Annotated in this window: 17 protein-coding genes and 4 pseudogenes; 11 read left to right on the top strand and 10 right to left on the bottom strand. The window is 67.1% G+C overall.

Annotated features, from left to right (window positions below):
- Nucleotides 1–7: 7 nt before the first annotated feature.
- Nucleotides 8–724 carry a two-component system response regulator CseB gene (gene cseB, locus C9F11_RS46000; protein ID WP_249402375.1) on the bottom strand — a complete coding sequence of 239 codons (717 nt, stop codon included), beginning with the start codon at nt 722–724 and terminating at the stop codon, nt 8–10.
- Nucleotides 725–945: 221 nt separating this feature from the next.
- Here cseB and C9F11_RS45995 point away from each other — a divergent pair, with 221 nt between their 5' ends.
- From C9F11_RS45995 to C9F11_RS45965, 6 genes and pseudogenes are all read left to right on the top strand, one after another.
- Nucleotides 946–1911, top strand: a complete 966-nt coding sequence (locus tag C9F11_RS45995; RefSeq protein ID WP_138968489.1) for a transposase — start codon at nt 946–948, stop codon at nt 1909–1911.
- Between the two features lie 1937 nt (nt 1912–3848).
- Nucleotides 3849–4148 carry a transposase gene (locus C9F11_RS45985; protein ID WP_138968470.1) on the top strand — a complete coding sequence of 100 codons (300 nt, stop codon included), beginning with the start codon at nt 3849–3851 and terminating at the stop codon, nt 4146–4148.
- Between the two features lie 69 nt (nt 4149–4217).
- Complete coding sequence (locus tag C9F11_RS45980; RefSeq protein ID WP_138968472.1) at nt 4218–4760, top strand: IS3 family transposase; 543 nt, start codon at nt 4218–4220, stop codon at nt 4758–4760.
- Between the two features lie 298 nt (nt 4761–5058).
- Nucleotides 5059–6015, top strand: a complete 957-nt coding sequence (locus C9F11_RS45975; protein ID WP_171076233.1) for a transposase — start codon at nt 5059–5061, stop codon at nt 6013–6015.
- A gap of 208 nt (nt 6016–6223) precedes the next feature.
- Entirely contained in the window at nt 6224–6535 is a 312-nt protein-coding gene (locus C9F11_RS45970) for a hypothetical protein (protein ID WP_138968485.1), read from the top strand.
- A pseudogene (locus C9F11_RS45965) lies at nt 6486–7173 on the top strand (transposase). The gene C9F11_RS45970 and the pseudogene C9F11_RS45965 overlap by 50 nt, the downstream one beginning before the upstream one ends.
- Here the strand turns inward: C9F11_RS45965 and C9F11_RS45960 are convergent.
- Nucleotides 7165–7416 carry a recombinase family protein gene (locus tag C9F11_RS45960; RefSeq protein WP_249402374.1) on the bottom strand — a complete coding sequence of 84 codons (252 nt, stop codon included), beginning with the start codon at nt 7414–7416 and terminating at the stop codon, nt 7165–7167. The pseudogene C9F11_RS45965 and the gene C9F11_RS45960 overlap by 9 nt on opposite strands.
- A 676-nt stretch (nt 7417–8092) precedes the next feature.
- Between C9F11_RS45960 and C9F11_RS45955 the strand changes: the two genes are divergently transcribed.
- Both C9F11_RS45955 and uppS read left to right on the top strand, forming a co-directional pair.
- The gene (locus C9F11_RS45955) at nt 8093–9166 is read left to right on the top strand and encodes a polyprenyl synthetase family protein (RefSeq protein WP_138968481.1); all 1074 of its coding nucleotides are present in this window, start codon (nt 8093–8095) and stop codon (nt 9164–9166) included.
- Nucleotides 9156–10787 carry a polyprenyl diphosphate synthase gene (gene uppS, locus C9F11_RS45950; protein WP_171076232.1) on the top strand — a complete coding sequence of 544 codons (1632 nt, stop codon included), beginning with the start codon at nt 9156–9158 and terminating at the stop codon, nt 10785–10787. Before C9F11_RS45955 ends, uppS begins: the two co-directional genes overlap by 11 nt.
- Before the next feature lie 90 nt (nt 10788–10877).
- Here uppS and C9F11_RS47980 read toward each other — a convergent pair whose 3' ends face one another.
- Nucleotides 10878–11042, bottom strand: coding sequence for a hypothetical protein (locus C9F11_RS47980; RefSeq protein WP_171076173.1), 165 nt, complete (start codon nt 11040–11042; stop codon nt 10878–10880).
- 67 nt (nt 11043–11109) lie between these two features.
- Here C9F11_RS47980 and C9F11_RS45945 point away from each other — a divergent pair.
- A pseudogene (locus C9F11_RS45945) lies at nt 11110–12062 on the top strand (ISAzo13 family transposase); the annotation flags it as partial.
- A 678-nt stretch (nt 12063–12740) separates the two neighbouring features.
- Nucleotides 12741–13475 (top strand): IS3 family transposase, encoded by a 735-nt coding sequence (locus tag C9F11_RS45935; protein ID WP_138968476.1) that lies wholly within the window; start codon nt 12741–12743, stop codon nt 13473–13475.
- A gap of 40 nt (nt 13476–13515) precedes the next feature.
- On the opposite strand, the pseudogene C9F11_RS49490 reads toward C9F11_RS45935, so the two are convergent.
- Nucleotides 13516–13722 (bottom strand): annotated as a pseudogene (locus tag C9F11_RS49490) (IS5/IS1182 family transposase); the annotation flags it as partial.
- 259 nt (nt 13723–13981) lie between these two features.
- Between C9F11_RS49490 and C9F11_RS45925 the strand changes: the two are divergent.
- Nucleotides 13982–14732, top strand: a pseudogene (locus tag C9F11_RS45925) (transposase family protein).
- A gap of 1118 nt (nt 14733–15850) precedes the next feature.
- Here the strand turns inward: C9F11_RS45925 and C9F11_RS49480 are convergent.
- From C9F11_RS49480 to C9F11_RS45895, 6 genes are all read right to left on the bottom strand, one after another.
- A complete protein-coding gene (locus tag C9F11_RS49480) occupies nt 15851–16312 on the bottom strand; it encodes a hypothetical protein (protein ID WP_249402373.1) in 462 nt (153 codons plus the stop codon).
- Nucleotides 16249–16476: a transposase domain-containing protein gene (locus tag C9F11_RS49475; RefSeq protein ID WP_249402421.1), complete on the bottom strand. Its 228-nt coding sequence runs from the start codon at nt 16474–16476 to the stop codon at nt 16249–16251. The genes C9F11_RS49480 and C9F11_RS49475 overlap by 64 nt, the downstream gene beginning before the upstream one ends.
- Nucleotides 16477–16763: 287 nt before the next feature.
- A complete protein-coding gene (locus C9F11_RS45910) occupies nt 16764–16946 on the bottom strand; it encodes a hypothetical protein (RefSeq protein WP_138968474.1) in 183 nt (60 codons plus the stop codon).
- A gap of 358 nt (nt 16947–17304) precedes the next feature.
- Nucleotides 17305–17847, bottom strand: a complete 543-nt coding sequence (locus C9F11_RS45905) for an IS3 family transposase (protein WP_138968472.1) — start codon at nt 17845–17847, stop codon at nt 17305–17307.
- 69 nt (nt 17848–17916) lie between these two features.
- Nucleotides 17917–18216, bottom strand: coding sequence for a transposase (locus C9F11_RS45900; RefSeq protein WP_138968470.1), 300 nt, complete (start codon nt 18214–18216; stop codon nt 17917–17919).
- Nucleotides 18217–18638: 422 nt separating this feature from the next.
- The gene (locus C9F11_RS45895; protein ID WP_249402372.1) at nt 18639–19076 is read right to left on the bottom strand and encodes a winged helix-turn-helix domain-containing protein; all 438 of its coding nucleotides are present in this window, start codon (nt 19074–19076) and stop codon (nt 18639–18641) included.
- Nucleotides 19077–19244: the final 168 nt, after the last annotated feature.

The raw sequence follows: 19244 nt of genomic DNA, 5'->3' as shown, positions 1-19244 counted from the left end.
AGGCCCCTCATGCTCGGCGCAGCTTATAGCCGAATCCCCGGACCGTCTCAATCTGTCCGGCACCGATCTTTTTCCGCAGTCGCTGCACGCACAGGTCGACCACCCGGATATCGCCTTCCCAGTCGTAGTCCCACACCTCACGTAGCAGCACTTGACGGCTCAGCACTGTTCCCGGCTGCGCCGCGAACTCCAGTAGCACCCGCAACTCCGTCGGAGTCAACGCTATCCGCGCGCCGCGCAAACGCACCTCCATCCCCAGCCTGTCCACGCTTAGGTCGCCGAAGACCAGCACATCAGAACCAGGGGTGGAATCTGCGTCCGAGCTCTGCTCAAGCTCGGTGACGGACACGTGAGAGGTGAGGTTGGCTCGGCGGAGCAGAGAGCGGATCCTGGCCACCAACACTGCGGTATCGACTGGTTTGACCACGTAGTCATCGGCGCCTGCCTCCAAGCCCGAGACGACATCCAACGCGTCCCCACGAGCGGACATCATTAGGACCGGCACCTGGCTGGACTCCCGGACCCAGCGGCACAACCCGATGCCGTCCAACTCGGGCAGCATCACATCCAAGATCAGCAGATCGTATGCGTCCTGCCGGAACAGCTCCAGCGCACTGAGACCGTCACCCGCCACGGCCACGGCGTAGCCATAACGCTCCAACGCCAACTGAACCGAGCGCCGAATCGCCTCATCATCCTCAACCAGCAGTATCGCCAACGACACCAAAGGCCCCCTATCGGGATGCAGTATACCATTAAGACAAAAATATCTACTTGCTATGCTTTCAGGATCTATCATGCTTTACCTTCTTCACCCTTTTTACCGTAGTGGAGCTGAGCTCCTCTGGCCGGTCTGCACCCGTCCGGCGATGAGTCAGCCATGGGTGCGGCTCTCGGCTCATACAAGTTTTTCGCGAGCGTTGATCACTTGGCTGTCGGCAGGGCGTGACACCAAACGCGCTCGGCGGGATGCTGGAGCTGTGTGACGAGACGCTGTTGCTGCTGCTTCCTCAACTGGCGCCGGTGGCAGTCGAGTCGGTCGCGGTGGCCGATGACGTGCTGGCCATCACCGCGCACACGCGAGGCAGTCCCGTCGTCTGTCCGGGGTGCGGAACGGTAGCGGACTGGGGCCGGTATGTGCGGCATGTCGCGGACGAGGCGGTCGGCGGCCGCCCGGTGCGGATCGACCTGTCGGTGCGCCGGCTGTACTGCGGGAATCCGCAGTGTGTGAAGGTCACGTTCGTCGAGCAGGTCGACGGGCTCACCGTGCGCTACCAGAGCCGCACTCCGGGGCTGCAGGCGATCGTCATCGCCGTGGTCACGGTGCTGGCCGGCATGGCCGACACCCGGCTCCTGCACCAGTACCTGAGCTGGGCGGCCCTGCTAGGCTGCCTGATGAGATCGCCCGCCCCAACGCCACCGTCCGTGCGGGGAGCGGCCGCGGATGACTTCGCCCTGTGCCGCTCCCGCCGCTACGGCACTCTCATCGCCGACGTGGAGAGCCGACTGCCCCTGGACGCCTGGGACACCCGCGACCGTGAGCCGCTGACCGACTGGCTGCGCGCGCACCCACACGTCCGCACCGTGTGCCGGGGCGGCTCGGCGGTCTACCACGGTGCAATCACCGCCGCCTCCCCGCAGATTGTCCAGGTCAGCGACCGCTTTCACCTGTGGCAGGGGCTCGGCCGCAAGGTCTACGAAGTGGTCGCGGCCCACCGCGGCTGCCTGCCCGGCCCCGCGGCACACACCACCGCACCGCGCCACCTCGGGGGCCGCACAGCCGCCCGCGTCCGCCACAACCACACCGAGGTCCACTGGCTGCTGGAGCAGGGCATGGCCCTGCGCGCCATCACCCGCCACCTGGACCTGGACCGCAACGTAGTCCGCTGCCTCGCCCGCGCGGACACCTGACAGCACGCCGCGCGGCTTCAAGGGCAGCGAGTCCACCGTCCGCCTCTACGTCACCGACCACCGTGAAGCCCTGGATGCCGGCCTGTCCCCTCCCGCTCCAGCCCGCAGCGCCTTCGAGGTCTCCCGCCTGCTGATGAGCCGCCCCGACCGCCTGAACGAGGACCAGCGCGTCTTCGCCAAGGAGCTTCTCCAACGCTGCACACGACCCACCAGATCATCCGCGCCTTCACGACGGTTTTCAGCAAACAGCGCCCCGCGCAGCTTGGCGACTGGATCCGCCGGGCCCGTACCCGCGGCATCGCCCAACTGGTCAGCTTCACCGCGGGGTTACTCAAACGACCTCGACGCGGTCACCGCGGCCGTGACCCTGCCCTACAGCCCGGGCGTCACCGAGGGAAGGATCACGGATCTGAAATTGCTCAAGAGGCAGATGGCCGACCGTGCTGGCATCCGCCTCCTGCGCAAGCGAGTCCTACTCATGGCCCAAACCCGCCGCACCCCACCCCCAGACGCCACCGACGACCCATGGACGATCAACGCTCACGAAAATCTTGTATGAGCCGCGAACCTGCACCCAAGCCGGTCTCGTCGACCACCAGTACCCCGCACCCGCCCGGACCGGCGCCCTCACCATCGCCGGTTAGACCCCCGACAACATAGCGACGAGTGAAGTCGCGCAGCCCGTCCACGTCCCACACCGCACGGTCCAGCAGGTGCTGCTGGCCCCACGGGCTCGTCTCACCACCTGCTCGGACAACTGCCAGCCGTTCTTGCGGGAGACAGGAGCCAGCAGTCCGCGCAGGCACAGGGCCGCACGGCATTCCAGCTCGTCACGAGGGAAGATCTTCCCTACCCGAAGGATCAGCTCTTCGAGCTGGCGCCTCCACTCCTCTGCACGTTCCCGATCGGCCACGGACTCCGCGACGTCCAGCAACTTCACCTGCATGACCAGGTGTTACCCGAGCCGGGAGATCAGGGAACGACAGCGGGCCCGCTGACCTACAACTGAAGGGAGTGTACGGTGCGCCGGAGTGTTAGCTCTAGGACTTCTGGCCGGTTGAGTGTGCCGACGCCGTCGGGGGGAACCAGCCAGCGTAGAGATCCCCAGCGACGGTAAGGCGCTGGGGCTGTGATCCACACGCCGCTGCTCGCACAGCGCAGGCCAGGGCACCACTTACCGGTTTTGGCGTGGGACGCGGTGCCCAGCGGTACGAAGAAGCCCACCTGACAGTGCCTGGCATCCCATAGGATAGGTCCAGGCCTTAGCAGCGGCAGGTCGTTGAGAATGTCGGCGACACGCAACCCCAGCTCCTCCGGAACGATCAGAACGTCCCACAGGCGTCCCGCTGGAAGCAGCGCAATCCCACAGATGCTCAGTCGCCACTCACGCTTACAAGCCCGAGGATCCTCGGAAGCGGCTGCAAGCCACTCTGAAGCGCCAAACCTCATTCTCATCAGTGCCATCACAGCTTCCCTTCTGCAGCAGTCCCTGCGGCGTCTACCGACACCGCACCACGGCGAAAGAACGGGTGTGCTGGGCACTTCGGCGTCAGCACCGCACCGCTCGTGAGGCCCCGCCAGTGCAACGTGCACACCAAGCATTGGTCTATGCACTTGACACGAAGTTCACTGGGGGGAGTGAGCGCGGCGCGTATATAGGGGCGGGGGCATTCAAAAGAGCGCTCCTGCGCACTCGGGTCCATCACGGATTGGTAAAGTCGGCGGCTGGCGCGGTAACTGATGCTTCGCTTGCATCCCCCCACCATTTCAAACGGGTCCGGCTCGTTTTGAGTGACTGGCTGAGCTGGGGTTTTCCCTGCTGGGCTGGCCGTGGATGCTGATCGCTCTTACCTTCTGGATGAGGGGGTGGTGAAGTTCCACCTGTTGCTTGGGTGCCTGGATACGGGGACATGTGAGCCCAGGGAAAGCAGTGCCGGGTGGGAAGTAAGTACACGGAGCGGTACACCGCGGAGTCCAAAGGGGATGCGATCGCGCTCGTCGGCTCCACGGGCCGCACGGTCGCCGAGGTCGCCCGGGAGGTCGGGGTCAGCCCGGAGTCGCTGCGCGGCTGGTACAAGCAGGCCAAGACCGACCGCGGTGAAGGCCGCCCCGGCGAGCTCAGTACGGCGGAGCGCGAGGAGCTCAAGCGGCTGCGCAGGCTCGCTGCCGAGCAGGCCAAGACGATCGAGGTACTGCGAAAAGCCGCGGTCTTCTTCGCGAAGGAGAGCGACCGGTGAACGACACGTTCGCGTTCATCGAGGCGGGGAAGACCATCCATGGCATCGCTTTCCTGTGCCGGCTGCTGAGTGTGGCCCGCTCCTCACTTCTACGCCTGGCAGGCCGCCGCGAAGGCCCGGGCCGCCCGGAAAGCGGCCGACGAGGCCCTCGCGCACGAGATCACCGTGCTGCACACCGTCTCCAGGGGCACCTACGGTGCCCCACGCGTCCACGCCGAACTCCGACGCCTGGGCAGGCGAGTGAACCGCAAGCGGATCGAGCGCATCATGCGTGAGCGCGGCATCAGCGGCGTGACCCGCCGCAGGCGCCGGAACCTGACCCGGCAGGTGAAGAAGGCCGTGCCCGCACGCGCCCTGCCCGGCCGCGACTTCACCGCGCACACGCCAGGCACCGAGCCGGTCGGCGACGTCACCCACATCCCCACCGCCGAGGGCCGGCTCTCCCTCGCGACCTGGCTGGACCCGGCCACCCACGAGACAGCCGGCTACTCGATGGCCGACCACCATCGCGCCGGCCTGGTCGTCGACGCGCTGATGACGGCCGCTGGCCGTGGCCCTCTGAAACCCGGCTGCATCGCACATTCGGACCGCGGCAGCGAACACCTCGGGTGAACTGCGCCGCGACATAGGCAAGTTGAACCTGAGGCAGAGCGTGGGAAGAACGGGCTCCTGTTACGATAACGCCGCGGCCGAGAGCCTTTTTCGCCGTGCTGAAAGAGGAGATCAACACCCGTATCTGGCCCGACCGGGCCACCGCGAGAGCGGAGATCTCCTCCCTCGCCGAGACCTTCTGCAACCGCCGACGCCTGCGCAAGCATCCGCAGCGGGGCTGTCCCACCCCGCTCGAGACGCGTCAGCGCCACGAACAAACTCACACCCTCACAGCGTAACGACCGACTGTCCAGTCGCGGTGGAACTCCACCGTCTGGCCTCCCCCTACGACGCGGACGCACGCTGGGCGGCCAAGGGCGAGGACCTGTTCTGGATGGGCTACAAGATCCATCTCAGCGAAACGTGCGGCACTCTCCCCGACGCCGGAGCCGGGAAGATGCCGAATCTGATCACCGACGTGCACACCACTGACGCAACCGTGCCCGACGTGAAGGCCACCGCCCCCGTCCAGCAGAGCCTCGCGAAGCACGGCCTGAAACCGGCCGAGCACTACCTCGACTCCGCCTACCCGTCGGCCGACTTGATCACCAAGGCCATGAAGAACGGCATCCGTATGGTCACCCCGGTCCTCCTGGACCACTCCGCGCGGGCCAAGGGCGCCGACGGCTTCGACAAAACCGCCTTCACCATCAACTGGAAGACCAGGCAGGTCCGCTGCCCCGCCGGGAAAACCAGCTCCCACTGGAACCCCGTCACACAGCACGGCACCGACGCCATCGTGATCGCCTTCAGCGTCCTGACCTGCTGTGACTGCCCCTTCCAGCAGGAGTGCACCACCTCGAGACTCGGGCGCCGCATGCTGACCCTGCGACCCGAGGAACTCCACGAGAACCTCGCCCGGGCCCGTGCCGAGCAGAAGACCGACACCTGGAAGAACGAGTACGCCCTCCGCGTCGGCGTCGAGGGAACCACCAACCAGGCCCTCGACATCACCGGAATTCGTCGGGCCCGCTACCGCGGCCTGCCGAAAGTCCGCCTCCAACACACCTTCTCCGCTACCGCGCTCAACATCATCCGGCTCGACGCCCACTGGACCGGCCACGACCAGCACCACACCCGTTCAAGCCACGGTGTGGCGGTCGGGCCTGGATGTGCTGGTGTTGCTGGAGGTGTATCAGGAGGTCCTGGAGACCCTCGCGGACGCGGGCTCTGCGATGCGGTCGAAGGCGCTGCGTCCGGTGTTGGGGCTGGGTGAGGGGGCCTAGAAGGTGGAGTCGATGCGGGTGAGGCTGAAGCGTCTGGCCCCCAGGGGGTGGCTGACCGAGCGCAGTCCTGGGCTGTTCGGCCTGGTGGAGCACACCGGTGGCCCTGGGGAGGACTCTGGCGGGTGAGGGCTCTTCTTCCTACCGTCGGAAGTGACAAGCAACCCCCGTAGGAAGAAGAGCCAGGTAGAATGCTATTACGTGCTCTGGGAGTCTGACTCCTTTGAGGCCACGACGAAATTGTTCGGCACCCTCGTGAAGGATCTCCAGGCCCCGGCCGCGGGCGAGTTGAGCTATCACGAGCTGGAGGAATTCATCGACACGCGCGGGCGAGTGGTCCTGCGCCAGCTATTCCAGGACCACCTTCAGCTGCGGGAGCGGCGCGAGGCGGAGGCCGTGCACCGGTGCTGGCCTCTGGTGAGGGGTCCGGAGGGGCTGGTGCGGCTGCGGCTGGAGTGGGGCCATGAGCGGCTGCTGGCCACGGTTTTCGTCACGGTCTCGCGGTGTGCCTGACGCCGTCTGGACGCATCGAACGTGCATCCGGCCGACGCGGCGCTGTCGCTGCCCCGGGGACGCCATTCCCATCTGCTTCGAGGACGAGGCAGGCTTCACCCGTCGGCCGCCCCGTGGACGCACCTGGGGCCGGCGCGGCATCACCCCGGTCGTGACGGTCAGCGGGCGGCGCTCCGGGCGGCTGTCGGTGGCCGGGCTGATCGCCTGGCGGCCGGGCTCGCGTACCTGGTTGTGCCACCGCCCGCTCCGTCACCCCGCGGGCAAGGGCCAGCGGCGCAGCATGAGCGAACGCGACTGCATCGCGCTCCCGGACGGGGTCCACCAGCTGGTCAAGGCGCCCCTCGTGCTGGTGTGGGACCGGCTCAACACCCATGTCTCCAAGACGATGCGGCAGCTGATCTCTGGACGCGCGTGGCTGACGGTGTTCCTGCTGCTCGCCTACTCGCCGCAGCTGGACCCGGTGCAAATGGGCGTGGGCGCATATCAAACGGAGCCTGGCCAACCTCGCCGTTGCCACTCTCGACCGTCTCGAGGCACTCGTCCGCAACCGGCTCAAACGTCTCCAGTACCGCCCCGGCATCCTCAACGGATTCATAGCCGAAACCGGCCTGCCCCTGGATACCCCCACATCACCCTGACGCGCCGAGATCAGTATCGGCCATCGCCGCGAAGAACGCGAACAGGGCGGCGCCGTGCCCGGAGGGGTCGTAGACCCCCTGGAGGGGGCCGGTGAGGAGTTCGAGCTGGATGTTGTGGTGGCGCAGGTCTTCCGCGATTGTGAGCAGCTCGGCGGCACCGCGGCCCAGGCGCTTCATCTCATACGCGGTGAAGATCACCCGCTGGTGCGGGACGGCCTTCTTGATGGTGCGGGCGAAGTCCATCGCCTTGACGAACTCGGGCCGGATCTTGACCCGGGTACTGATCTGGTCTTCTCCGAGAAGACCAGATCAGTACCCGGCTTCCTGGAGCGCATCGAGCTGACTCTGAAGCTCCTGCTAGGCGGTACTGCACCGGGCGTACCCCACCCTCGTGGGCTTTGTTGTGGCCTCGGGCACCGCAGCGTCGATCGCAGGGCCCATCTCCCATGCGCGGCGGGGGCCTCGATCGGCGGGGGTCTTCACCTCCAGCTCGGCGCGGAGCTGGGGGACGAGCATGAAGCGCGGGGGTGTGGTACTTCGGGGCGACTTTGCCGCCGTGGGTCCGGCAGGTGCTTCCGGCGGGCACTTCACAGGTGGGGCAGTCGAACTGTTCTACGGCAGCGGCCGGTTTGGCGAGGTCTGGCATGCCGCAGAACCTATCGCGAGGGGCATGATGCGAAGGCTGTTGTGCGAGAGGTTGTGAGGACGAAGATCAGGGGCAAACCGGACATGGTCCGGTGAGAGTCTCCGGTCTCTCAGAACTACTCATTTGTGAGAAGTTCCACCAGGGGGGACGCGCTCTCATTCCCGAGTACCTCCGTGCGCCGGGCACGCGACTCTACCCGCCCGACGGCGTTCCTCTGAGAGTTGAGTCGAATGCGCCCGAATCTGTTCGGGGCCTGAGAGGCGGGTTCTGCGAATGAATGTCGGAAGTACCGGTGATGCCCGTACCGACCTGCACGCCATCCGTCGCGAGGTCGAGGCGTTCCTGCGGACCTTCTTAGAGCACAAGGAACGCGCGGGGGACGGCCAGCTGCTGGGAATCCCACTGCAAGTGCTGGGCAACTTCCTGGACGGCGGGGGTAAGCGACTGCGCCCACTGCTCTGCTGTTTGGGCTGGCTGGCTGTCGCAACCGGACCTTTGGAGCGGTCTGTGCTGCGCGCAGCCGCCGGCCTGGAGTTGTTCCACGCTTACGTGCTCATCCATGACGATCTGATCGATGGCTCCGACACTCGCCACGGCCGGCCCACTGTGCACCGTGACTTCGGTGCGCGCAGCTCCGTGCCGCGTGTCGACTGGTTCGGGCAGGGGTCGGCGATCCTGCTGGGCGACCTGTGCGAAGCGTGGTCCGCGGAGCTACTGGGGGCGCCGGAGGGAGCCGCACCCGACACGGTCCGCGGGGTGATCGACCGCATGCGCAGCGAGGTTGTCCTCGGCCAACTGCTCGACCTCAACTCCTGCGGCGAGGACTTCGGGAGCGTGGAGGGCGCGCTGCGGACGATCCACTACAAGACGACGAAGTACACGGTGGAGAGACCGTTGCAGATCGGCGCGGCGCTGGCCGGCGCTGGCGGTGCCGTGTTGGAAGCATGCCGCGCCTTTGCCCACCCGCTGGGCGAGGCGTTCCAGATGTACGACGACTTGGAGGACGTGGACGGGGGAAAGGCTAGCGGCGCGGACCTGCGGGATGGCAAGCACACGGTAGTGCTGGCGTTGGCTCTGCGCCACGCTGGAGAGCGCAACGCCTGTCGTCTGCGGAATCTGGTGGCGGACGGCGGGCTGGACGAGGACGGCGTAAGGGAAGCGCGTGAGTTGATCACCGACTCCGGTGCGCCGGCCATCGTGCGTGCGATGGTCGGCGCCCGCCGACGGCAGGCGCTGGATGTGCTGGATACGGCGCCGTTCCAGCCTGACGCCAAGGATGCGCTGCGGACCCTCACCGATTTGGCGATCCCGGGCGCAAGTGCTTGGGAGGCCACCAATGCCGTATGAGCGTGTGGACATCCCCTTCCCCGTACGCCGTGCTCCGGGCGCGCAGCAGGCCGATGACGCGGTGGTGGCGTGGCTGGAGGAGGAGGGTCTGCTCCTCGGTGCCGACCAGGCCGGATACTTCGCGTCCATGCGTACGGGACTGTGCGCGGCCCTGACTTATCCGGGAGCCAGGGGGCGGCACCTGGAGCTGGCGGCCCTGATGATTGCGTTCGGCCTGCTGGTCGACGACCAGGCCGACAGCGCTACGGAGAGCGCCCGGGACATCCTCGAGGACTTGCTGGATCTCCTGATCGACGACGCCCCAGAACTGACGAAGGCGCGCACGGCGGTCGGTGCGGCGTGGTGCTCGCTGTGGCCGACCCTGGGCGCGGGTATGTCGCTCCAATGGCGTGTCCGCGCCCGCCGGGACCTGACGCGCATGTGGCAGACGAACCTGGGCGAGCAGCACTTGCTGTCCCCGGCGGACTATCTGGAATGGCGGCGCGCTAACGTCGGCCTGCCGGTGTTTTTGGACCTCAACGAACGGGTGGGGCACTACGAGCTGCCCAAGTCGGCCCGCAACTCCGCAGTAGTTCGGGACTTGGAGGAGGAGTCTTTCCGGATGTTCGCCCTGCTCAATGACCTGTTTTCGCTGGAGAGCGAGCGGGTCCGGGGCGAGGTACGCAACATGGTCACCGTGCTGGAGGCCACTACCGGCTGCACTCGTGAACAGGCGATCGGCGACGTCCGCTGTATGGTCCGCGACGCCGGGCAGCGGTTCCTCTATCTGGAGCAGCGTCTGCCGGCACTGGCCGCAACTCTGGATGCACCTGGGGCCGCCGCGCTTTCCTTCCATGTGCAGGCGATGCGGGACCTGCCGCGGGGTGCCTATGAGTGGCTGCGCCTGGGCACTGCGCGTTACTCGGACAGCGGGGCCCACTCGGCCTATGACAGTGGTTACGCTCGGCCAGGCGCTAGGCGGGTGCCTCGGCACGTGGCGTTCGTCCCCGACGGTAACCGGCGCTGGGCGCGCGCTCGCGGTGTTTCCATGGCCGAGGGCCTGTGTCAGGGCGCTGCCCGCTTCGCGCCGGTGCTGAGCTGGTGCGCCGAGGCGGGGGTAGAGGTGGTGACCCTGTGGCTGTCCTCGCCAGACAACGTGGCCAAGCGCCCACCCGAGCAGGTCGAAGCGGCACTGGAGTACACCCGCCAAGCGGTGGAAACCCTGGCATCCTCGGCCCGGTACCGCTTGGTCCCGATCGGTGACCTGTCACTGCTCCCGCAGCCCTTTACAAAGGTGCTGGAGGACGCCCGCATCCGTACCGCGCAGGTGGGAGGCATGGTGGTGAACCTGGCGTGCTCCTACAACGGCACCTGGGACATCCTCCAGGCAGCGCAGGCATGCGCCGGATGGGACGGCCCCACCCGTGAGCAGTTCGAGGCGTCCCTAGCCACGGCCGGTCAGCCACCGGTCGAGTTGGTGGTGCGTACCTCCGGTGAGCGGCGCCTGTCGGGGTTCATGCTGTGGCAAGCGGCCGAAGCGGAACTCCAGTTCACCGACGTGCTCTGGCCAGACTTCGGGCGTGTGCAGTGGGAACTTACCCTCACCGACTTCGCGGCACGCAAGCAGCGGGGCGGAGCATGAAGGCGACGCCGGGTAGGTCGTCCAGCTCGTCCTCGGTGAGCTCGCGCGTTTCGTCCATCGCCCTCATGATGCCGACCCGGCCGCGGCCGGTCAGGCGGCCTGGCCGAAGCCAGCGGCGGCCTGGTCCTGGTCGCGGAGCTGGGTGAAGTCGACGTCCAGCTTCGGATCGTACGCCTCGGGCTGGATGCCGAGCTCGTGTGTGCTGTACTCGCCGAACCTGTTGATGTGCTCGGTCAGATAGGGGGCTTCCCCCAAGGCCACGGAGTTGGGGCCTGCCGGGAAACAAGCCGTCGCTTCCGTGGTCGAGTGTCGTTGTTGTGGTATGGGGACGCCGGAGGGGATCGAGACCGTGCTGGCAGCGAAGTTCCAGGCGCTGTTTCCGCACCTGGACGAGCGGCAGCGGCGGCTGGCCATAGGGGCGGAGGCGCGGTCGCTGGGGCATGGCGGGATTCGTGTCGTTGCCCGTGCCGCCGGGGTGCGTGAGGGGACGGTGTCGCGTGGGGTGACGGAACTGGAGTCCGGTGAAGCTCCGTTGGGGCGGGTCCGCCGGGCTGGCGGGGGCCGCAAAGCGGGCGGTGGACCTCGATCCGGGCCTGCGGCTCGCGCTGCTCGCTCCGGTGGAGCCGGACATGCGCGGGGATCCGATGTCGCCGCTGCGCTGGACGACGGAGTCGACGCGGCAGCTGGCCGCCGAGCTGACCCGCCTGGGGCATCGGGTCTCGGCAGACACGGTGGCCGCCGTGCTGCGTGAGGAGGGGTTCAGCCTCCAGGGCAACGCCAAGACCGTCGAGGGCGCCCAACACCCCGACCGGGACGGGCAGTTCCGCTATATCAACGAGGAGACCAAGGACTTCCAGGCCGCCGGGGACCCGGTGGTCAGCGTGGACACCAAGAAGAAGGAGCTCGTCGGCCAGTTACAAGAACGCCGGCCACGAGTGGCGGCGTGAAGGTGATCCGGTCCGGGTCCGCACCCACGACTTTCCCGACGCGGATCTGGGCAAGGCGATCCCGTACGGGATCTACGACCTGGCCGCGGATGCCGACTGGGTCAACGTCGGCACCGACCACGACACCGCCGCCTTCGCCGTCGCTTCTATCCGCCGCTGGTGGCACACGATCGGGCGTGATGCCTACCCGAACTCCCGACGCCTGCTGATCACCGCGGACGCGGGTGGTTCCAACGGCTACCGCACCCGCGCCTGGAAGTTCGAGCTGGCCACCCTGGCTCTGGAGACCGGCCTGGACATCACCGTGTGTCACTTTCCTCCCGGTACTCAATGCCGTTGCTTGAGTCATTGAACTATCGCTGGGTGCAAGGTGATGACCTTCGCCGAGGCCTTGCGGGTGGGCCGGAGTACTTGCCCTTTGGTCCGGTAGGAGTACTTTGAATCGGGCCGTTTGATCAAGCGGTCGGCCTCGCGGCTTCGGCGGGGTCCAGGTGAGGGCCCCGAAGTTTCCGGACAGGGACCCAATAGGGTTTCCCTGAACAGGGAACGAGGAAGCACGAAGTGGCGCCACTCAGCAAGTACACACCCGAGTTCCGTGAAGAAGCCATCCGGATCGCGCTGAGCTCGAGTAAGACGATCTCCGAAGCAGGCCGCGAGCCCGGGATGAACCCCGAAACCCTCCGGGACTGGGTGAAGAAACACAAGGCACGCCAGGAGCCGGCGCCAGACGCGGAACTGACGCTCAGCGAACGAGCACGCCTCAAAGAGCTGGAACGCCGGATCCGCGAAGCCGAGATGGAAGAGCCTTCCTCAAAAAAGCCGCAGCGTACTTCGCGGGGGATCCCCGGCAGCGAGCACGTACGAGTTCATCAACGAGACGCGGCTCGACACGACGGAGTACGCGTACAGCGTCGAGTACATGTGCAAGCGACTCGGCGTCTCCAAATCCGGCTACTACGACTGGTGAGGCCGTCCCGAATCCGCGACAGCCGAACGGCGTGAGGAACTGAAACTGCTCATCACGAAGGCGTTCGAGGACTCCGACAGCACCTACAGCCACCGGCGCATCCACGCACAACCGCACCGCCGGGACGTCACCGCCGGCCTGGAGCCGGCCCGCCGCCTCACGCGCGAACCGGGCCTGGAGCCCTCCCAGCCGAAGCCGAAACGCTTCGGCCTCACCCAGGGCACCCCCGGCCCCGCGCCTGACCTCGCCGGCCGGAACTTCACCGCCGACGCTCCCGGCCAAAAGCCGGTCGGGGACATCACCTACGTGTCCACCAGTGAGAGGTGGCTGTACCTGGCGACCGCCATCGACCGCCGCACGAAGGAAGCCATCGGCTACGCCATGGACGACCACTACCACACCCCCCTCACATCCCGGGCCATCCGCAACACAGCCCGGAACAGGAAACTCACAGACGGCACAATATTCCACTCGGACCGCGGATCGAACTACAGGCCAGCCGAGCACGGTGAGACATTGAAACACCTCGGCCTTCCACGTTCCGCCGGACGGACCGGGACCTGTTTCAATAACACTATGACGGAATCATTCTTCGCGGCGCTGAAGAACGAGCGTGTATCCAGGATGACTTACCTGACACGCGAAGCCACCCGGCAGGACATCACTCGGTACATCGAATCCTGGCACAAACACAAACACCTCCACTCGGCAGTGGGTAACCGCCCACCTCGCGAAGCCCACACCGAATACCAGACATTGCACATCACGGCGTGAAGTCATCACCAGACACCTGCCCGGAAAGCGCGAGACCCCTCAGGTAGCGGTATCCGGTGGCCTGGGAGATACCGGCATCCCGGGCCAGGCAGTGGACACATGTGCAGTCGCGGAACCAGCGCAGGACCAGTACCGCCTGCCGGAACGGGCCCAGTGCCCGTGTCCCACGACGGGTACCGATCGCACGCCGATGTCCGGCGAGCAAACGAGCGAGGTACTCGACCACGGGACGTGGGACATCGGGCATGGCACGATGAGAGACCACGTGAAGCCTCCAGAGTCGGACAGGAATTGTCGCAAGTCCCGTCCTACCAGGGGCTTCACGTGCTGTTCAGAGCCCAGACAGGACGAACACCTCCATCCCTGCACCCACTCGCTGAGAAAACCTCACTGAGCCTTTTCCAAGCTGGTGGTGCTGACCGCGCGTTGAACGGTTCTGTGGAACAGCTATGCTCCTGGCAGACGGGTTCTCGACCAAGATCACCCGTGTCCGCCAGGAGCTTCGGCTGCTTGTCTGCCCGTCGTCGATCGATCTGTCCACCCGCACCCTGCGGTTCCTGACCGGGCACCTGACCAGCCAGGCGGCAGGAGATCGGAACGAGATGGCGACGCCTTCCCGCCACACGTCAGGCCCCGCTGGCCCTGGCCCACCTGCGGTGCGGCGACACCTACGCCCAGCTCGCCGCAGGATTCGGCATCGCGACCGTCTACCGCTACATACGCGAGGCCGTCGACGTCCTGGCCGCCCTCGCCCCGACCTTGACCGAGGCGATGCGGACGATCCAGACGAAGGCGTTCGTCATCCTCGACGGCACCCTGCTGCCCATCGACCGCATCGCCGCCGACACCCCGTACTACTCCGGGAAACATAAACGCCACGGCATGAACGTCCAGGTCCTCACCGACCCGTGCGGACGGCTGCTCTGAGCCTCACCGGCCCTGCCCGGCTCGGCCCACGACCTGCCCGCCGCACGACAGCACGGGAGCGTCGAAGCCCTCGCTGACGCAGGGCTCAAATGCTGGGCAGACAAGGCGTATCAAGGTGCCGGCAGACCCGTCCGGGTACCGTTTCGGGGCCGTCGGCTCAAACGATGGAAGCACCGCCACAACACCACCCACGCCAAGATCCGCTGCCTCGGCGAGCAGGCCATGGCCACTCTCAAAGGCTGGCGCCTCCTGCGAAAGCTCCGCCGCAGCACCAACCGCATCACCGACATCGTGAAGACCGACCTCGTCCTTCACCACGCATCAGCGTGAGCTTGGAAAGGGCTCAATGACGACGCAGCCGCCCGCACCAGTCCCGCCAGCCCCACCGTTGTCGGGGAAGCCGCCGCTGCCGCCGCTGCTACGACTGCCGCTGCCGCTGCCGCCGCCGCTGGCTCCGGCACCACCAGAGGCAGGGGTGGCGGGGAAATCCCTTCTGCCGCCTCCGCCGCCTCCGCCGCCTCCGCCGACGGCACCGCACTCGGCTGGTGGTGCCAGGCTCGGTGCCCCGCCGTCACCGCCAGGGTTGCTGCCCGTGCGTCCTGCGCCGTTACTGCCGCGCTTGCCGATACCGGTGCCACTCTCTTCGTAGCAGTGGGCGGCACCAGCACTGGGGGACTTGCCTCCCGGCCCACCGGGGACAAAGTCGTTATTGCTCTGTGCGCTGCCGCCGTCGCCGCCACCACTGCCGACGCCGCCGGCACCGCCGACGCCGGGCGAGGCGCCGGTTCCGGAGGCGCCGGCGACCGCGCCGCCGCCACCACCACCCCCGGGGGAGCTGGGGTCGGAGGTGCCGCCTCCGCCACCGCCACCCGTGCCGCCACCGGAGGCAGCAGCCAGGACGTGGGCCGGCCGCAACTGGCTATCGATCAGGGTGAGGCCAACGACCCTGGAGGCACCGCCTCCTCGCCCCCCACCACTGCCACCGGCACCAGCACCGGAATCGGGGAACGAGCTGACTCCGCCCCCGGCCCCCGCGCCCCCGCCACCGACAGTAACCGCAAGCAGGAAGAAGTCCCTCGAGAGGTCCGCGGCGCAGTGGGAGACGACACTGCCTGCCTGCCCGCCTCCGCCCCCACCCCCGGCAGAGTAATTGAACGCCGCGCCCCCGCCCCCGCCCCCGCCCCCGCCCCCGCCAACGACATGCATCGTGAAGGCAGTGACGCCCCTGGGGATGAAGCAGAGGGTGGTGCCGGGTGTGGTGAAGACGCGGGGGCAGGGCCCAAGGGGCCGGGCGTGGGCGGGGGTGGCAAGGGTCAGGGGCAGGGCGGTGCTGAGCAGACTGAACGCGGCCAGTGACGCTCTGACCACCGTGGAACGCGGATGACGCCTCATTACAGGTACCTCCCTGTTTGGGGCAAGTCGCAATGGTCCCAATTTGACCATGATCCCTATGCCGTCACGAACCTGACGCGCCGAGCTGGCTGAGTGCTGAAAGACGGGCCTCGCGCTCGCTTGATGCCCCGGTCCACGAGTACCAGCATCCCCGGCGCGAGGTGCTCCAACAGGTCCGAGACGAGGCGCTGTTCGTGCACGGGCAAAGGGCCTGTCGCGGCGGCGAACACCGCGTGGGTGCCGCACTCGACCAGTGCGGCAACCCTGATCTGCGGATACGCACTGCGCTGCAACCCGCGCCCCGAGCCGGGCCGGCCGAAGAAGGCGGCGTTCGCATCGGTGTCCGGGACGTCCAGAACGGTGCCGTCCACCGCGACGAGGCGCCACTGCCGATACCAGGCACCGACCGTCTCGGGCGTCGCAACAGGCCGACAGACCCGCGCGAACAACGCCTTCAGCGGCTCCGGCCCCAACCGCGAGCGGGCCCGGCCGATCGCCCCGTCGTCGGCACCCGCCACGGCTTCTCCCACCGCCGCACCCGCTCCAACCCCTGGGTCAGCAACCTGGCGACTTCCTCATAGCCCTGCCCGGAGAACAGACACATCGCCAACACGAAGTACACGACCACACGAGCCGGCAGCAACCGCGACCGCAATTCCGTACGCCCACACTCGGCAACCACCTCATCCACCAGCTCAGGCGGAAACACCCGCGTCAGCACACCCAGAGCGATCCGATCCGACAACCGCTCATCCGACGACTTCACCTGTCCAGGCCTCGGCACACCACAACCAACGACCAACCAGCCACAAAGCCACCGGTATTGGGCCTAGGTCGACATGTGCAAGCGCGACACCCGCTGGCCTCGGCGGTGTCCTGTCAGTCAGCTTGCGTCGCTTCAGTCCTTGCGCCTCCGCACGCGACCACCCTTCACCGTCCTTCGAGGATGCCTAGCCAGCCGGGCGCTGCTCAGGAGAAAGTGTTGTGCTGCACGTTGTGGTCACCGACCTGAACACCCTTTGCCTGTCGTGCGTCGACGAGGTACTTTCCATTCGCAACGCCGGACGGATCGGTCAACTCCAGCACCCGCTGCGCTGCGCTGACAATCGGCTCGCTGTCCGCCGCGCCAGACTCTTCAAGTTCCGGAAGCAACTCGTTCTGCTAGCTGGCGTCGGCAGTGGGCGATCCATCGAGCAGCCCCTGGAGTTCCACCGCGACTGGACAGTCGGTCGTTACGCTGTGAGGGTGTGAGTTTGTTCGTGGCGCTGACGCGTCTCGAGCGGGGTGGGACAGCCCCGCTGCGGATGCTTGCGCAGGCGTCGGCGGTTGCAGAAGGTCTCGGCGAGGGAGGAGATCTCCGCTCTCGCGGTGGCCCGGTCGGGCCAGATACGGGTGTTGATCTCCTCTTTCAGCACGGCGAAAAAGGCTCTCGGCCGCGGCGTTATCGTAACAGGAGCCCGTTCTTCCCACGCTCTGCCTCAGGTTCAACTTGCCTATGTCGCGGCGCAGTTCACCCGAGGTGTTCGCTGCCGCGGTCCGAATGTGCGATGCAGCCGGGTTTCAGAGGGCCACGGCCAGCGGCCGTCATCAGCGCGTCGACGACCAGGCCGGCGCGATGGTGGTCGGCCATCGAGTAGCCGGCTGTCTCGTGGGTGGCCGGGTCCAGCCAGGTCGCGAGGGAGAGCCGGCCCTCGGCGGTGGGGATGTGGGTGACGTCGCCGACCGGCTCGGTGCCTGGCGTGTGCGCGGTGAAGTCGCGGCCGGGCAGGGCGCGTGCGGGCACGGCCTTCTTCACCTGCCGGGTCAGGTTCCGGCGCCTGCGGCGGGTCACGCCGCTGATGCCGCGCTCACGCATGATGCGCTCGATCCGCTTGCGGTTCACTCGCCTGCCCAGGCGTCGGAGTTCGGCGTGGACGCGTGGGGCACCGTAGGTGCCCCTGGAGACGGTGTGCAGCACGGTGATCTCGTGCGCGAGGGCCTCGTCGGCCGCTTTCCGGGCGGCCCGGGCCTTCGCGGCGGCCTGCCAGGCGTAGAAGTGAGGAGCGGGCCACACTCAGCAGCCGGCACAGGAAAGCGATGCCATGGATGGTCTTCCCCGCCTCGATGAACGCGAACGTGTCGTTCACCGGTCGCTCTCCTTCGCGAAGAAGACCGCGGCTTTTCGCAGTACCTCGATCGTCTTGGCCTGCTCGGCAGCGAGCCTGCGCAGCCGCTTGAGCTCCTCGCGCTCCGCCGTACTGAGCTCGCCGGGGCGGCCTTCACCGCGGTCGGTCTTGGCCTGCTTGTACCAGCCGCGCAGCGACTCCGGGCTGACCCCGACCTCCCGGGCGACCTCGGCGACCGTGCGGCCCGTGGAGCCGACGAGCGCGATCGCATCCCCTTTGGACTCCGCGGTGTACCGCTCCGTGTACTTACTTCCCACCCGGCACTGCTTTCCCTGGGCTCACATGTCCCCGTATCCAGGCACCCAAGCAACAGGTGGAACTTCACGGTCTTCGAGTTCGAACAACAACACCAGCGAGTCCATAGACTCACACTCGCAGCATGAACCCCTGTGGCCACACTCCCGGGGACACCTCAACTTCGCCGCGTGAGATCAATTGCGCAACGGGGTCCGTCGACGGCTTCTGCAACCTCCGGCGCATCCAGAGCGGCTCGGCTACCTCAGCCCAATCGAGTCCGAAGAGAAGCACTACGCCGAACAGGCATCGACCGAACGAGCGAAACCTGAACACCCGCCAAACCCTCGCTGACCAGCTAATCGACACCTCCCACACGCCGGGAACCTCAGAGCCACGATTCACCCGCCGACAGCCAGCTTCCCGTCGGCACGACCGCTCACCTTCATTCCACGCCTGATTGGGTCTCCTTGCCCCAGGTGACCACCACCTTCTCGTCCCGCCCAGCCGCCCGATGGACCTGTACCGTGAACCCCATCTGGTGCAGGATCCGCCAGATCTGTACGTCGCTGAAGCGGACATGGAAACGGCGTGAGACCAGCACCCCTACCCGGGCCGTCGTCCATCTCTGCTCCCCCGCCCAGCCATGCGCGGCCGGCCCCTCCTCCAGAGCCTGTGCCAGCCACGCCCGCCAGGCGGGTTTCATCCGCGACGGCCGGCCCGAAGGGCCCCGCGACCGCAGTGCTTCCACACCACCGGACCGCCACGCCGCACACCAGACATAAGCGGTCTTCCGCGACACCCGCAGCCGTTTAGCCACTGCCTGCGGCGGAACCTGCCGAGCAAACAACGCAGCAGCCTCAAAACGAACCTGCTCCCTCACAGCCCGCTCTTTCGGGGTCAGGCCACCCCCATCGGGATACCGCACACCTACCGACATACACCCGCCAGTCCACCCCGTCACCCCCGAGCAAAGACCTCAGAAGCCGCCCGGGCGGCGCTGGGCGCACTGGACCTCCAGTGCGCCAGTGTGTGCAACCGTACGCGGTCC

It is taken from the genome of Streptomyces sp. YIM 121038, from assembly GCF_006088715.1.
Lineage (GTDB): Bacteria > Actinomycetota > Actinomycetes > Streptomycetales > Streptomycetaceae > Streptomyces.
The sequence above is the reverse complement of the archived record's forward strand: the minus strand, read 5'-3'. Positions and strand labels throughout refer to the sequence as shown.

Excerpts from the sequence above, each read along its gene's own strand:
- C9F11_RS45960 (WP_249402374.1), bottom strand. The coding sequence starts at position 7,416 with ATGGACTTCGCCCGCACCATCAAGAAGGCCGTCCCGCACCAGCGGGTG.
- C9F11_RS45955 (WP_138968481.1), top strand. The coding sequence starts at position 8,093 with ATGAATGTCGGAAGTACCGGTGATGCCCGTACCGACCTGCACGCCATC.
- uppS (WP_171076232.1), top strand. The coding sequence starts at position 9,156 with ATGCCGTATGAGCGTGTGGACATCCCCTTCCCCGTACGCCGTGCTCCG.